The organism is Candidatus Nanosynbacter sp. TM7-087 (assembly GCF_022828365.1).
In the GTDB taxonomy this organism is placed as follows: Bacteria; Patescibacteriota; Saccharimonadia; order Saccharimonadales; family Saccharimonadaceae; genus Nanosynbacter.
This window is the reverse complement of the sequence record NZ_JAJQJU010000003.1, coordinates 77759-93072: the sequence shown is the minus strand read 5'-3', so window position 1 is coordinate 93072 and position 15314 is coordinate 77759. Positions and strand designations below refer to the sequence as shown.

Genomic DNA, 15314 nt, shown 5'->3' with positions numbered 1-15314 from the left:
AAACGACTCCAAGAAGCTAGCCGCATTCTGAAAACTTTTCATCTGGGACAGCGTGAATATTATATGCCACATCAATTATCTGGCGGTCAGGTTCAGCGCGTAGCAATTGCCAGAGCGTTGGTTAATAGTCCGTCAATTATCTTAGCCGACGAACCAACAGGAAATTTGGATAGCAAATCGAGTCATCTCATTATGGAAGAATTATCCGACCTACATCGTCGCGGCAATACCATAATTATGGTTACTCACAACCCAGAATTGACTCATTATGCCAGTCGCGTCATCACTATGTTGGACGGAAAAATAGACACTGACGAGCATAAGGAAAAGCGCAAGTTCACTAAGAGGTTAATTGTAGACGACGAAAAAGAAGAAAAACCTAAGAAGCAAAAATCTTCAAAGAAATCGAGGGCGAAAAAATCGTGAAAATATTAGTAAAAAATCATTTTGAGAACGCTACTCAGGCACTACGAGCTAATCGCGGACGAACATTTTTGACAATTGTAGGCGTAGCTATTGGCATCGCCAGCATCACCATGGTTCTATCCCTAACTGGCGGATTTAATCACCTATTCGGCGACAATTCCAACCAATCATCCGCTCCTGTTGCCATTGTTAAGTCTGGCAATCAAAAAGCCGTCCCGAATCTGCTGACCGAATCCGACAACACGACGACGGTCAACACATTGACTGAAACGGACGCCAGGGATATAGAAAAAATTGCCAACACAAAAGCCGCGCCGATCGCGTTTTTACACGCCGAACTGCGCGCCCGCGAAGGTAAAGTCGATATCCAAAACGCCGCATTAATCGGCAGTACGGAATCGCTAAAAGACGTCGCCAATTTGCAAATTGCTACTGGACAATTTATTAACGACATCGGCGGAGTTGTCGTCGGTCAGCAATTGTCGGTCGATTTGTTCGGCACCGAAAGATCCATCGGAAATGTTATTTACATCCGAAATCAACCATTGACCGTTGTTGGCGTGTTGAAGAATATTGAAAATCAAGCCAATTATTTGGACGTGAATTTTAATAACGCCGCCATTATTCCATTGTCTGTGATTAAAAAATTCACTCAAGGAACGCCGCAAATTCAGCAAATCATCGTAACTACCAAAGATCATAAAAATCTCAATTCAGTCATAAAATCGGCTGACGATATTTTGAAGAAGAATCATGATAGCGATAAGAATTATCGAATCGTTTCTGGCGAAGAGATAAACGAAAAGAAATCTAATGTCGCGAGGTTTCTCTCGATAATCTTAACTGTCATCGGCATTATTTCTCTGTTAATCGGTGGAATAGGCGTTATGAACGTGATGCTTGTCAATGTCGCCGAGCGCCAGCGTGAAGTCGGCGTCAGACGAGCCGTCGGCGCCACAGGCTGGGACATCATCAATCAATTCCTAATTGAGGCAGCGATCATCGGATTCCTCGGCGGAATATTGGGCTACGGCTTAGGCTTGGTGGGAGCTTATATTGCCAGCTTATATTTACCGCTCACGCCTTATATTTATTGGCAAACAGCCGTCTTATCAATTGGACTATCAATAATCATCGGCGTAATTTCTGGCGTATATCCAGCAGCCCGCGCCACCAGACGCGACCCTATCGAATCTCTACGATATTAAATTAACTAAGTTCCGCTTTCAATTTTTCAATTAGCTGAACTGGACCAGGATTGACCCTATTGAGAATGGCTGTGTAAATACTAGCCGTGTCAGCCAGCACCAAACCCCACAGCAATTGCTCCATAAGCGTCTTTCCTCGAAGTTCCAGTACGTGCGCCTTTGGTCGCTTGCCACTTAACAGTCGATCACTCAGCTCCATTCGTTCTCGGATTCTGTCCCGCTCCAAATTGCTACGAATATCAAAAACCGTAAACGGCTTCTCTACTGGATGCGACGACCAGCCGATAAATTCATTGTGATTAAACTCTGGATATTGATTCGAAAACGCCAAATTCTTCGCCGATTCATTCCAGCTAATTTTCCACTTATACGCCAACGGCCAAGTCAATTCACCACCAAAAACAACCAGCGTCTTACCAATTGTTAATTTCGCAATCTGCTTCGCCAAATTATCAACTTCTGGCGTTTTAGCTGTCCAATTAGATATTTCGCCCGCCAACCAATCAGCACTATTTTTCACCTGATCGTACAAATCATTATCAATAATCCAAAAATGTTGTAATAGTTTCAACAATCCTCGCAGATGGTAAACCGTCGACATTCGTGGCTGCGCGCCAGCTGGAACTTGAGTGTAAGTTACGTTGTCACTCTTCGCTCGCTCAATCAACGCTCCGCCAGTCGACATAGCTGCCAAACACGCCTTCTTCTCCAATGCTTGCTGATAACAACTCAGAGTTTCCTCGGTATTGCCCGAATGACTAACCGCAATAACCAACGTTTCCTCACTCACGAACCCCGGCAAATCATAACCCTTCACCACTTCAAGCGGAATATGCAACCAGCCCGCGGTCAAAACTCGAACCATATCAGCCGCTAAAGCCGAACCGCCCATTCCCGCGATCACGATATTCTTAAAATCTCGACGCTGATTCGCACCTTCGTGAATCGACACTTCATACCGAGCTTGTTCTGGAATATTCAAAACGCCGCTTAAAACGTCGCCTGGATCGTATTGTTTTATCACATTCATATCATCTAACATCTTGCGCTCCTTGATTAACTCATGTTATAGTGTAACATATATAAGCTTAAACAATTTAATATATAAGGTGGGTTATAATGGATTCTCAAGCTAATCAATCATTCAGTGACGACCAAGAACTGGCTAAGGTATTAGCTGGCGTATCACAAAATACAGACAATAATTTACAATTTGAAGAGACAAATGCTACAGCTTCACCTGTAATTAATCCTGCAACCATCTCACCGGATCCTGTCGCTACAGACCAGAACGATGAGCCTGCTATTGATATAGCGAAGCCTGCCGCCCCAGAGCCAGTTACGCCAACTCCAGCAGTCAGCGCACCAGCTCCAACTGCAGCCGCAGATCCTGCGCTTGATACGATTAAGCAAACTGCCTTGAACGAGTTGCGTCCATTAGTCGACAAGTTGGACGTTTCTCCAGAAGAAAAGTTTGACACCTACCTGTTACTTCTTCGTTCTACGGACGATAAAACTCTGATCGCACCAGCACACGACGCTGCCGTAGCTATTGTTGACGAAGCTCGTCGTGCTCAGGCTCTACTGGATATCATTAAAGAAATCGACTACTTATCAAATCCTCGATAGTCCATTCCTCCAAAATAAAAACCCGCCATTTTCGGCGGGATTTTTATTGCTCGGGGCAGATTTACATCATACCCATTCCCGGCATGCCGCCAGGAGCAGCTGCAACTTCAGCCTCTGGAATATCAACCACCAAAGCGCCCATAGTTGCCGCAGTTGATGCAATTGATACTGCGTTTTGAACAGCTTCTTTAGTCACACGAGCTGGATCAATAACACCAGCCTTCTTCACGTCAATCAAACCATCTTCTGGTTTCATAACGTTAACGCCGAATCCAGGTTTGCCAGATTCAACTTGAGCAAGCAACGCGTCGGCATTCAACCCAGCATTTTTCATAATCTGCAAGAACGGTTGCTTCAGAGCGTCTTTTAGGATTTGTCGACCAACCGACAAACTGTCTGCGCCGCTAACTTTTAGATTGCCAGCCAAATTGACCAAAGTTACGCCACCACCAGCAACAATTCCCTCAGCCAAAGCCGCCTTAGTAGCCGCCACGGCGTCATCAACGCGGAACTTCTTCTCGTCAATTTCAGTCTCAGTTGCGCCACCAACTTTAATAACCGCAACTTTACCAGATAGCGCTGCGGCACGCTTGTCGAATTGCTCTTTTTCATAATCGCTAGAAGCATTTTCTGAAAGCGATTTAATTTCAACAATTCGCTCCTTCACGCCTGAAGGTTTGCCTGCACCTTCGATAATTGTCGTTTCGTCTTTACCAACAATCACCTTACGTGCCGACCCCAAAACTTCCAAGCCTGCGTTTTCGAATGTCAATCCGTGATCTTCAGAAATCACAGTCGCGCCAGTTAGCACTGCGATATCACGAAGTACGTCTTTGCGACGATCACCGAAACTTGGCGCCTTAACAGCTACGGTATTAAATACGCCCTTCAATTTGTTCAAGACCAAAATACTCAAAGCTTCGCCTTCAACTTCATCAGCAATCAGAACAACGTCCTTTTTACCGCTTTGTGCCAACTTTTCCAACATCGGCAAGAATTCTTGCACGCTAGAAATCTTCTTGTCGGTAATCAAAATTGCTGGCTTTTCGTACACAGCCTCCTGGCGACCCGCGTCAGTAACAAAGAACGGACTCACCCAACCCTTGTCCAAGCTAAAACCTTCGACAACTTCAGCTTCTAGTTCCAAACCTTGGCCAGCCTCAACAGTAACCACGCCGTCTTTACCGACTTTCTCGATTACGCCAGCAATCAACTTTCCGATTTCCGCATCTCCCGCCGAAATCGTAGCGACTTCAGCCACGCGGTCAGACTTGCCTTCAATCGGCTCAGCTAATTTGTTCAATTCTTTAACAATTTCCGCGCCAGCTTGCTCGATGCCTTTCCTAAGTTCCATAGGATTATGTCCAGCCGCAATCAATCGATTTGCCTCTTTCAAAATCGAATATGTCAGCACTGTTACGGTCGTCGTGCCGTCGCCTGCTTGCTTGTTCAAGTTCTTAGCGGCCTGCTTGATTAAATCGGCACCGACTTTATAACCTAGCGTTTCGTCATCGTTTTCTGGCAATTCAATTCCTTCAGCCACAGTTACGCCGTCATGAGTAACCGTTGGACCGCCAAAACCCTTCGCGATCACAACATTGCGACCCTTTGGACCGTAAGTTACTTTAACTGCGTCGTATAGCGATTTAGCTCCGCCAAGCACGCGATTTCGCGCATCGTCATCATAAAAAACTTTTTTTGCCATAATTAAACTCCCCTTTTTATCCAACAACCGTTGCTAAAATATCTTCTTCGCGAACAACCAAATATTCCGTGCCGTCAATTTTCAAATCCGTAGTCGAATATTCCTTATAGACAATCCGATCACCGACTTTGACGTTCTTCACATCGCCGCCAACTGCTTTAACTTCCGCAACTACTGGCTTTTCTTTAGCGTTATCAGGCAAGTAAATTCCGCTCGCTGTCTGAGTCTTTGCTTCTTCACGCACCGCTACAACGCGGTCGCCAAGAGGCTTAATAGGTGTACTCACGTTATCCTCCATTTCGTTAACAACGTATCTATTGTAACGCACCAATTTAGCACTCGTCAAGTGTGAGTGCTAATTATTTCCTGCGCCTCGACTTTCTAGATTTTTTACAACGGTCGTGGTAATATTCACACAGAAGTAGGTAGCGCCACCCGTATTGGATGGGAAAGCGAACCTACTTCTTTTTATGACGACTGACTTCTTTCCTAACTATTTTTTCAAGTTCTGTCTCATAAAATGAGCGCACTCTTTTAACAGCTTTGTTGCTCGGCATTAAATTATCTTCATAAAAACCAAAATCACCCCGTCTATGATCGAAACCAGACCAAATAGCGCGATATCCCTCATCACGGTCGCTATTATTAGCATTCCGCGCAGAATCTGGCGTTGATTTTATATCAAGACCAATTATATGTTCGCCACCATTATTATCCTTATACTCAACTATAAGATCTATTCCAGCAAGATCATCGTCAATGCCAGTCGTATAAACAGCCCGCACTCCCTTAGTTTTCCTTAAAGCTATTTCAGCGGCGATTTCGTGACGCATACCATTGGTCACGTAAGCTAAGAATTTATATGCATTTTCAATTTCTTCATCGCCATAACCAAGACAATCCATAGCACCCTGAACATCCGATATAAGTTCTGATTTGCGAGTATATCGCCCTTCGCTAATTATATCTCGTACAACTTTATTAAAAGCTACAACTGTCTCTTTTTCTCTTATCTTATTATTACGCTCATAAAACACCCCATTCCTATAAGATTCAAGTTTTTCTTCCGCTCGAATCCAATAAGGCATAAATCGTATCAATTCCAGTATCCCATCTTCAGGTGTTTTACGCGCGTCTGTTCTCTCTCTTAAAGCGTCATCCGCCACGCCCGACGCGACATATCTATCCACTAATCGATATGAACCTTCCGGATTAAACTCTTTGGTTGCGGCTCGCCCTATTCCTAATACAATTCCGCGCAGTCTTTCTTGATATTCGGAAGATTCAACAATCCCCCAAGCAATCTCAGCTACTCCTGATCCTCTAGCAATCTCCATACAATGGTTGCTATAATACCATAAAATCATTAAAGAGGCAACCTCACACCCTTCTCCCTACTATTCCTCAATCTGTTATAATAACTCCATGCAATTATTCAAACATCTCTTAGAAACAATTCTCGGTTCTTATGTAAAAAAATATCTTAAATCTCATCCTGACACCAAACTAATTGCCGTAGTCGGCAGCGTTGGTAAAACTAGCGTAAAATCAGCAACCGCCACTGTTCTATCAGAAAAATTCACCGTGCGCCATAGTCGTGGCAATTTGAACACAACCTTAAGTGCGCCGCTGGAAATCTTAGGTGTAGACGGGCCAAAAAACGCCAAATCACCACCGGCCTGGCTAAAAGTCTTCTCCGCAGCACACGCCAGCATAAAAAACCCCGAATCGCCAGATGTAATCATTCAAGAATGTGGTATTGATTGCCCTGGTGAAATGGCTACTTTTATGCGCTATATTCAGCCCGACATTGCCATAATTACCTCTGTTGCACCTGAGCATATGGAGTTTTTCAAAAATATGGATACGGTAGCTCATGAGGAATTGTCCATTAGTCAAGTCGCTAAAAAAACCATCTTCAACCTTCATGATATCGATGAAAAATATCATAATCTCATAGTTGGAAATCGCGTAAGTTACGGCGACGAATCCGCTGATGTTTTCCTGGAAATTAAAAAGACTACAGATACTGGCTATATAGTCAATCTAAAACACTCCGAAGAAACCTCTCAAGATATCAATATTTCTGTACTCGGAAAGCATAACATTCGCTCAATCACTGGCGCGGCGGCGGCAGGATTAGCTTGCGGAATGAATATTGAGGAAGTTGCGGCGGCTTTAACAAAAATCAAACCAGTTTCAGGTAGAATGAATATTTTACGCGGCATACGCGGCTGCACATTACTGGACGACACCTATAACGCCAGCCCTATTGCCATGGAAAATTCGCTAAAAACGCTCTATTCCATCTCTGCCAATCATAAAATTGCCGTATTGGGCAATATGAATGAGCTGGGCGAAACATCTGAACTAGAGCATAAAAAAATCGGCGAAATTTGTGACCCAAGCCAATTAGAATTGCTTATTACTGTTGGTAAAATGGCCAAGAAACACCTTGCGCCAATTGCTGAAAAAAATGGCTGTAAAGTAATTTCTTTTGATACGGCGCTTGAAGCTGGAAAATTCCTGAAAAATAGCGATATTAAAGATACAACAATTCTATTCAAAGGCTCACAGGGCGGCATTTACCTTGAAGACGCCGTGAAAGAATCGCTACTCGACCCAAGCGATGCAGAAAAATTAGTTCGCCAATCACAAAGCTGGAAACAGATTAAAGCGAAATTTTACGACTCTTTTTCTCAATCTCAGAAATAATTTCCTGAACAACCTTTTTGTCATTCCACGGAATTCGCTTACCATTCACAATTCGGTACTGCTCATGACCCATACCCGTAATCAGAACCGTATCGCCACGAACAGCTGACCTCAGGGCTTGATAAATCGCCTGTTTTCGATCAGCAATTTCCGTCATCTTATGAGTCTTCTTCGTTCGCTCAATTCCCTGACGAATCATTGCCCGAATTTCATCTGGATTTTCGTTATAGCTTTCCTCGTCAGTTAGGAAAATCCTATCTGCCAAATTAGCCGCCAGCTCGCCCATAATCGGTCGCTTTGTCTTATCTCTATCGCCGCACGCACCAAATACCAAAGTTAATCGCCCCTTGGTAATTTTATGAGTGGTTTTTAGTAACTTCTCCAAAGCGTCTGGCGTATGTGCATAATCCACAATAATATCAATTCCCAGCTTATTTTCTACTCGCTCGAATCTTCCAGGAATCGCCTCCAAATTTGCCACGCCCTCTTGGATATCTTCCAACTTTATTCCCAACAAATATGCCAATGACACCGCAGCCGACATATTCATCACGTTAAATTCGCCAGGCAAATTAGTCGCCAGCTCCAAATGAGTTTGATGATCAATCAGCAGACTCGCCTCTGTTCCCTTTTTATACAACTTAACGTGCGTTAAGTGAGCTTCAGCTTCCGGATTCGTCCCGTAAGTCATTTTCTCGCCAGAAGCTGTAAATTTATCAAAATATTCAAACCACTCGTCATCACGGTTCAGCACGATATATTTCAGCTTTTTCTCAAACAATTTAGCCTTAGCTGCCGCGTAAGCTTCCATCGTTTTATGATAGTCCAAATGGTCTTGAGTCAAATTAGTCATCACCGCCGCCTCAATTGGCACGCCGTCAAACTTGTGTTGCGATAAAGCGTGACTTGTTGCCTCTAAAATCACATATTCCACGCCTTCACGCTGAGCTGTCTGGAAAAAGCTGAATAACCTCGCCACAGTCGGAACCGTCGCATTCAAATCATTTATCTTTTCCTTGCCAGCAATTTCAATCACCGCCGTCGTAAATAATGCAGTCTTAAAGCCAGCCTCTTTCAAGATCTCATTGATGTAACAAGCAGTCGTAGTTTTACCATTTGTCCCTGTTACCGCAATAATTCTCAAGCCACGAGCCGGATTACCATATCTTAGGCTAATCATCTTCGTGCGCGCAACTCTATAGGCGTTTTCGGTTTTTTCCAAAGCTCCTTGAGGTAGCGTTTTTCTAGCAATTTTTACCAACTCGTTTTTCATAATACCCATTTTACCACTTATATTTGCTATAATAAAAGCAAATGAGGATTTTGGGAATTGAATCCAGTTGCGACGAAACAGCGGCGTCAATAGTTGAAGATGGCGAACGCTTGCTTTCAAATGTCGTCAATTCTCAAATCGATATTCATGCAGAATACGGCGGAGTTATTCCAGAAATTGCCGCGCGTAGTCATTTGGAAGTTGTAAATCCCGTCATTAAAAAAGCTTTGTCTGACGCAAATTGCACTTGGGATAATATTGACGCCATCGCCGTTACTTACGCGCCAGGGCTTATTGGCTCGCTATTAATCGGCACTCTCGCCGCCAGAACTCTCGCTATTATCCATAATAAACCGCTCTTTAAGATTCATCACGTAGAAGCTCACGTGTACGCCAATTTTATCAATAAGCAATCCGACAATTTATCTCTAACATTACCGAAACAGCAGCCGTCATTCCCTATGCTTTCGTTGATCGTTTCAGGCGGACATTCACAACTTGTCCTATTTAAAAATCACGGTGATTATCAGCTTATTGGACAAACTCAAGACGACGCGGTTGGCGAAGCGTTTGATAAAGTTGCTAAAATCATCGGTTTGCCATATCCTGGCGGCCCAGCTATCGCTAAAGCTGCTGAACTTGGCGATCCACACGCGTTTCACTTGCCTATCGCCAAATTATCCGGCGAATACGATTTTTCCTTCTCTGGGCTTAAGACAGCCGTTTTGAGAGCTGTTCAGCACGAAGTCGGTAAAGACTTCACTTTTCCCTCTCATGAGCTTCCAGCGCTCGTAGATGACGAATTACGACGTAATATGGCGGCGAGTTTCCAATATACAGCAATAAAAACTCTCGTAAATAAAACCAAAAAGGCTTTCGATAATTTTCAGCCAGCCTCTGTTGTAATCGCTGGCGGAGTCGCAGCTAATCAAGAATTGCGCCGTCAATTACGCGAAGCTTTGCCAATTGACATTGAATACGCCCCTATCCAACTCTGTACAGATAACGCCGCGATGATTGCTACTCTCGGTTATTTCAGATCTCAAATTGACGAGCCTACAGATCCATACGATCTGGAAGTTCAGCCAAGTTTATCAATGACAGCAATATAACGTTGTGAGGATTACAACATGAATCAACACTTTTTACAATCAGAAGCTTGGGAAAAATTCCAAAAATCACTCGGTCGAAAAGTCTTTCACAACAGAGGTGAAGGATGGGAATATTTCGCAATATTAGAACGCGGCACGGGCAATTCTCGTTTATATTGCCCCTTCGGTCCAACCGCTATTAACGAAGAAGCGTTACGATTGGCGCTAAAAGACTTAGTAGAGCTCGGCAAAAAACTTGGCATTACTCTCCTCAGAGTCGGGCCAATTAAACCCACCTTTTCTAAGGTGCTATCTGACGAGCATTGGAAGAAAGCCACTTACGTCCATTTGCAGCCAGAACATACGCACGTTATCAATCTCCAGCAGCCAGAGGAAGAAATCATAGCAAGTATGGCACAACCTGTAAGGAATTGTCATAGGAATTATCGCAAAAAAGGCGTAACGGTTCATCAATCTCAAAACCCAGACGATATTAAATATTTCTTAGAATTGATACACGAAGTCGCCAAACGAACCGGCATGTCGCCGCACCCAGATTCATATTTTCATAAGCAAGCTGGTTCCCTATTGCCACCAAAGGATGCTTCATTTTGGTATGCAACATACGATAATAAAGTAATTGCTACTGCCCTATTTTTCGACTCAAAAACAACTCGAATTTACGCGCATGCAGCAGCAAATTCTGCACCAGAATACCGCAAACTTAACGCTGGAACTGCCCTGCTCACCGAAGCGATAATCGATGCAAAACATCGTCAAATGGAGAAAGTCGATTTATACGGAATTGCGCCTGAAAACGCACCAAAAAATCACCCATGGGCTGGCTTTACGAAGTTCAAGCGATCGTTCGGCGGCGAAGATGTCTATTCTGGAGCGACTTGGGAGCTGCCACTAAAGCCGCTTCAATATTGGCTATATCGAGCATATCAAACGATCAGAAAATAGCCTTAATTTCATCCATCGCACCACATAAATTTGTGGTATAATTAAGATGTAATATAAACATGTGGAGAAATTAGAGGATTACATATTTAAGGGCTTTTGCACGTGAAAAGCTACTTTGTTTTCTTTTGTCTTTTTTCACATGAAAAAACCATGGAATAACTTATGCAGCTAGCTAAACAATACATACCAAACGATTACGAACCAAATATTTACGCCCTCTGGGAAACCAGTGGTGCATTAGAGCCAACAGGGGTAGGTAAGCCATATTCAATCATTATGCCGCCACCTAACGCCAACGGTAACCTTCACATTGGGCACGCACTCGATATGAATCTGAAAGATATTCTGATTCGCTATCACCGAATGAAGGGTGACGACGCCGTATTTATTCCAGGCGCCGACCACGCTGGGTTTGAAACTTGGGTTGTGTATGAAAGAGAATTGACGAAGCAGGGAAAGAGTCGCTTTGATTTTTCACGTGACCAATTGTATAGTCAAGTTTGGAATTTTGTACAAGAAAAACGCGGCAATATGGAGCTGCAATTGCGCGCGTTAGGTGTTAGTGCTTCATGGAAGCATTTGACATTCACTCTGGACGACAAAGTCATCAACACCGTATACGACACATTTAAGAAAATGTGGGATGACAATTTGGTTTACAGAGGTGAGCGAATTGTCAATTATTGTACCGAACATCAAACCAGCTTTGCCGACATCGAAGTAGAACATAAGAACGAGAAAGGGAAGTTGTGGAAAATAGCTTACCCTACGCTAGATAAAATTGGTGAGGTTATCGTGGCAACTACACGCCCAGAAACTATGCTCGGCGACGTTGCCGTGGCAGTTCATCCAGATGATGAGCGATACAAAAAATTGGTTGGAACTCGCATTTTACTGCCGATTGTCGATAAGGAAATTCCTATTATCGCGGACGAATATGTCGACATGAGCTATGGTACCGGTGCGGTTAAGATTACGCCAGCGCACGATCCGAACGACTTTGAAATTGCAAAACGTCATGATTTACCTATAGAGTCAATTATCAGCCCAGAAGGGAAGATGATAAACGTGCCAGCGCAGTTCTTAGGATTAACACCAGTAGAAGCTCGCGCTCGAGTTTTGGAAGCACTGGAGGCACTGGAGCTACGTCGCGGTGAGACTGAAATTGAACACGCCGTTGGACATTGCTATAAGTGTGGCAGCGTGATTGAGCCGATGATTAAAGAGCAGTGGTTTATTAAAACACAATCACTCGCACAGCCAGCAATTGATGCACTCAAAAAAGAAGAAATCACTTTTTATCCAGCATCCAAGCGCAAAGAACTTATCGCATATTTTGAGCAATTGAAAGACTGGAATATTTCACGACAAATTCCATGGGGAATACCAATTCCTGCGTTTGTAAATGAAAACGACCCTAAGGATTGGATATTCGATACTCGCACCAACGAGCAAAGTATTGTTGTAAATGACACAACATATATTAGGGAAGAGGATACCTTTGACACCTGGTTCTCATCTGGTCAATGGCCATATATCGTAACGGACTATCTGACCGATGGCGATTTAGCCAATTATTTCCCAACCGACATGATGGAAACTGGTATGGATATTATGCGCGCATGGGTTTCACGAATGATTATGCTCAGTCTGTACCGAACGGGGAAGTTGCCGTTCAAAGAAGTTTATCTACACGGAATGGTTAACGACGAACATAATCAAAAAATGTCTAAGTCTAAGGGTAATGTCATAAATCCTATGGAGTTAGTTGCGGAATTTGGATCTGACGCCACACGCATGGGAATTATCGCTGGACGGGCGCCAGCTCAAAGTCAGGCCTTTAACCGCGGCTCTGTTATCGCTGCTCGCAACTTCTGCAATAAGCTATGGAATATTGCCAGGTTTGTCGAGGCGCAAATTGGCGATAATCACCAAATTGTCGACTTAGAGCCACAAACTCCGGCCGATCACTGGATTATTCGTCAATTGAACGACGCCGCCAACAATATCGCTGTTCGATTAGAGCAATATCGCTTCTCAGAAGCATCAGAAACTGTTTATCACACCATCTGGGACGACGTAGCTGACTGGTACATTGAATCGTCTAAAACCGCGATCAATCGTCCATTACTATCTTGGGTTTTGGCAACTTCTTTAAAAATCGCTCATCCATTTGCGCCGTTTGTTACGGAAACAATTTGGCAAACACTCAATTACACCGACGGCATTTTAATGCGTGAAGCTTGGCCAACTCCAGAAAAGTTCGATCCGATTGCTGCCGAACAATTCGAGCAACTTAAACTCTTGGTTGCCGAAGGTCGCTGGGTGATTGCTGAACTGCCAGGGAATAAGAAATATCGATTGTTATACGGCAACGACAGCCTTATCGTCGACAATCAAGATACAATTAAGCATCTGATGCGGCTTGAGGCAATTGAACACACCGACCAACCGCGCGGACTGAGATTAGCAGCAGCAAACAGGGAAGCGTGGCTAGATATTGATAGTGAAACTCTGTATCAACATCAGGAAAATCTGGAAATACGCTTAGCCGAAGCACGTCAGAAATTGGCGGGATTAAAGAAGCGCCTGGAAAATCCGACTTACGTTGAGAAGGCGCCAGCCCACCTTGTCGAGGAAACTCGCGAGCAATTAGCCGAGCAAGAAAAAATCATTACTCGGCTTGTTTCGGAACTGGAAGTGATTAGCTTAAAATAATTTAGCTTACACCTTCAAAATCAAGGTGATATCCGTCAAAAGTATGCTGTCCACGAGCGGCATATTTTTGGCGCAATCGCTTCTTGTCGTTGTTACGAGGCGTAGTTCGCGGTCGCGCTGAACCTTCTTTTAATACATTTGACAATTGAGCGTGTTCTGGATGAGTATGAGGCTTTGTTTCTGGCATTTTTATTTCATCCTTAACGTCACTTTGAACGCTATATGTTTTCCAAGATGACAAAAACGCTTTATCGACGTTGGTATCGTGCAGCAGCACACCAAACGCTACATTCAAACTGACAAACATAGTTGTAGCGGTGAAAAACTGTTGTACTAAATTCATTTTTATTCTTTCTTTTTGTATCTATTTTTAGAATACTAATTACAATGTTAGCATAAGCTTTGTTTTTTGTCAAGTATATTTCCCAGCATAGAAATAGCCATCCTGAATTTTACAGAGAAAATGTTTAGTATAATGGAGTTTATGGGATATCTGATTTCCATTAAGATCGCACTAATTCTTTTTCCAATTTTGGCATTTCTTATCACGCTGCCATATATGATTGCAAACTATCGAAAATATGGCTCCGTCAATAAGCTGCGGACTTTGATTTTCTATTCCTTTATTCTGTATTTATTAACTGTATATTTCTTAGTTATTTTACCGTTACCAAATCCAGAATCCGTTCACACAACTTACGCAGAAAATCTGAATTTAATTCCGTTTTCATTCGTCGCAGATTTCATAAAGAGTAATCCGCTTGTATTAACAGATAGTTCAACTTGGATTACGGCGATGAAACATTCCACTTTCTACGTTCCGGCTTTCAATATTTTAATGCTTATTCCGTTCGGAATTTACCTGCGCTACTATTTCAAATGTAGCCTTAAAAAGACGTTGTTATTGACGGCTACTTTAAGTTTATTCTTTGAGCTAACTCAATTATCTGGACTTTATTTCATCTATTCAGGACCTTACCGATTAGCCGACGTCGACGATATCATCCAGAATACGATAGGCGGATGCGTCGGTTACTTTCTGGGCTGGTTTGCGACGTGGCTACTTCCGTCCAGGGAAGAAATAGATAAAAAATCCCTTGAGGCTGGCTCACGAGTTTCTGCAATCCGCGTTAGTTTATCTCTAATAATAGACACTGTTATCGTCTATATTCCCTACACATTATCAAAAACCCAACTTCCGTTTTCGCTATTTTTAGCCCTCTATTTCAGCCTAATTCCTCTACTGAATGGTAAAACTTTTGGTAGCGCATTATTAAAGTTTGGTCTAACATTTGAAAATAAAAAATGGATTCGCACAATTTTCAGAGGAATCTTACTCACGATATATTTTCGCATCATTCCCGCAGGCTTGTTTTACCTCGCGGATGAATTTAATAAGGAAGCGAATTCGCTATTGTTTCTCTGTCTATTCGCAATTACATTCTTAGCATTCATATTATTCGTATTAATTACAATTGTCGTAGCGTTATTTAACCGACGTTTTATGTTTGATCGTCTATCTGGCGCAAGTTACAAAAGTACAATTCAAGCCAAACAAGAGAAATAAAAATCTCCATCGTAAC

The 15314-nt window shown here is 43.1% G+C and carries 14 protein-coding genes; 8 read left to right on the top strand and 6 right to left on the bottom strand.

Annotated features, from left to right (window positions below; translation table 11 throughout):
• Together LRM41_RS03980 and LRM41_RS03975 are read left to right on the top strand one after the other, a co-directional pair.
• Positions 1-426 (top strand): ABC transporter ATP-binding protein (locus LRM41_RS03980; RefSeq protein WP_243819559.1); only part of this gene is annotated, 426 nt, incomplete at its 5' end.
• Positions 423-1634: an ABC transporter permease gene (locus LRM41_RS03975; protein WP_243819558.1), complete on the top strand. Its 1212-nt coding sequence runs from the start codon at positions 423-425 to the stop codon at positions 1632-1634. The genes LRM41_RS03980 and LRM41_RS03975, both read left to right, overlap by 4 nt.
• Before the next feature lies 1 nt (position 1635).
• On the opposite strand, the gene LRM41_RS03970 is transcribed toward LRM41_RS03975, so the two are convergent.
• Complete coding sequence (locus LRM41_RS03970) at positions 1636-2676, bottom strand: bifunctional phosphoglucose/phosphomannose isomerase (RefSeq protein WP_243819557.1); 1041 nt, start codon at positions 2674-2676, stop codon at positions 1636-1638.
• Positions 2677-2753: 77 nt separating this feature from the next.
• Here LRM41_RS03970 and LRM41_RS03965 point away from each other — a divergent pair, with 77 nt between their 5' ends.
• Positions 2754-3263: a hypothetical protein gene (locus LRM41_RS03965; protein WP_243819556.1), complete on the top strand. Its 510-nt coding sequence runs from the start codon at positions 2754-2756 to the stop codon at positions 3261-3263.
• Positions 3264-3324: 61 nt separating this feature from the next.
• Here LRM41_RS03965 and groL read toward each other — a convergent pair whose 3' ends face one another.
• From groL to LRM41_RS03950, 3 genes are all read right to left on the bottom strand, one after another.
• Positions 3325-4968, bottom strand: coding sequence for a chaperonin GroEL (groL, locus tag LRM41_RS03960; protein WP_243819555.1), 1644 nt, complete (start codon positions 4966-4968; stop codon positions 3325-3327).
• 16 nt (positions 4969-4984) lie between these two features.
• A complete protein-coding gene (locus LRM41_RS03955; RefSeq protein ID WP_232272958.1) occupies positions 4985-5254 on the bottom strand; it encodes a co-chaperone GroES in 270 nt (89 codons plus the stop codon).
• Positions 5255-5426: 172 nt separating this feature from the next.
• Positions 5427-6305, bottom strand: a complete 879-nt coding sequence (locus tag LRM41_RS03950; protein ID WP_243819554.1) for a hypothetical protein — start codon at positions 6303-6305, stop codon at positions 5427-5429.
• An 88-nt stretch (positions 6306-6393) separates the two neighbouring features.
• Here LRM41_RS03950 and LRM41_RS03945 point away from each other — a divergent pair, with 88 nt between their 5' ends.
• Complete coding sequence (locus LRM41_RS03945; protein WP_243819553.1) at positions 6394-7683, top strand: Mur ligase family protein; 1290 nt, start codon at positions 6394-6396, stop codon at positions 7681-7683.
• On the opposite strand, the gene LRM41_RS03940 is transcribed toward LRM41_RS03945, so the two are convergent.
• Positions 7640-8956, bottom strand: a complete 1317-nt coding sequence (locus tag LRM41_RS03940; RefSeq protein WP_243819552.1) for a UDP-N-acetylmuramoyl-L-alanyl-D-glutamate--2,6-diaminopimelate ligase — start codon at positions 8954-8956, stop codon at positions 7640-7642. The two genes, LRM41_RS03945 and LRM41_RS03940, sit on opposite strands and share 44 nt — an antisense overlap.
• A gap of 41 nt (positions 8957-8997) precedes the next feature.
• Between LRM41_RS03940 and tsaD the strand changes: the two genes are divergently transcribed.
• From tsaD to LRM41_RS03925, 3 genes are all read left to right on the top strand, one after another.
• Positions 8998-10068: a tRNA (adenosine(37)-N6)-threonylcarbamoyltransferase complex transferase subunit TsaD gene (tsaD, locus tag LRM41_RS03935; RefSeq protein ID WP_243819551.1), complete on the top strand. Its 1071-nt coding sequence runs from the start codon at positions 8998-9000 to the stop codon at positions 10066-10068.
• 18 nt (positions 10069-10086) lie between these two features.
• A complete protein-coding gene (locus tag LRM41_RS03930; protein WP_243819550.1) occupies positions 10087-11013 on the top strand; it encodes a lipid II:glycine glycyltransferase FemX in 927 nt (308 codons plus the stop codon).
• Positions 11014-11175: 162 nt separating this feature from the next.
• Positions 11176-13731, top strand: a complete 2556-nt coding sequence (locus LRM41_RS03925) for a valine--tRNA ligase (RefSeq protein WP_243819549.1) — start codon at positions 11176-11178, stop codon at positions 13729-13731.
• A gap of 1 nt (position 13732) precedes the next feature.
• On the opposite strand, the gene LRM41_RS03920 is transcribed toward LRM41_RS03925, so the two are convergent.
• Positions 13733-14074 (bottom strand): hypothetical protein, encoded by a 342-nt coding sequence (locus LRM41_RS03920; protein ID WP_243819548.1) that lies wholly within the window; start codon positions 14072-14074, stop codon positions 13733-13735.
• Positions 14075-14215: 141 nt separating this feature from the next.
• Between LRM41_RS03920 and LRM41_RS03915 the strand changes: the two genes are divergently transcribed.
• Positions 14216-15298 (top strand): VanZ family protein, encoded by a 1083-nt coding sequence (locus LRM41_RS03915; protein WP_243819547.1) that lies wholly within the window; start codon positions 14216-14218, stop codon positions 15296-15298.
• Positions 15299-15314 lie beyond the last annotated feature (16 nt).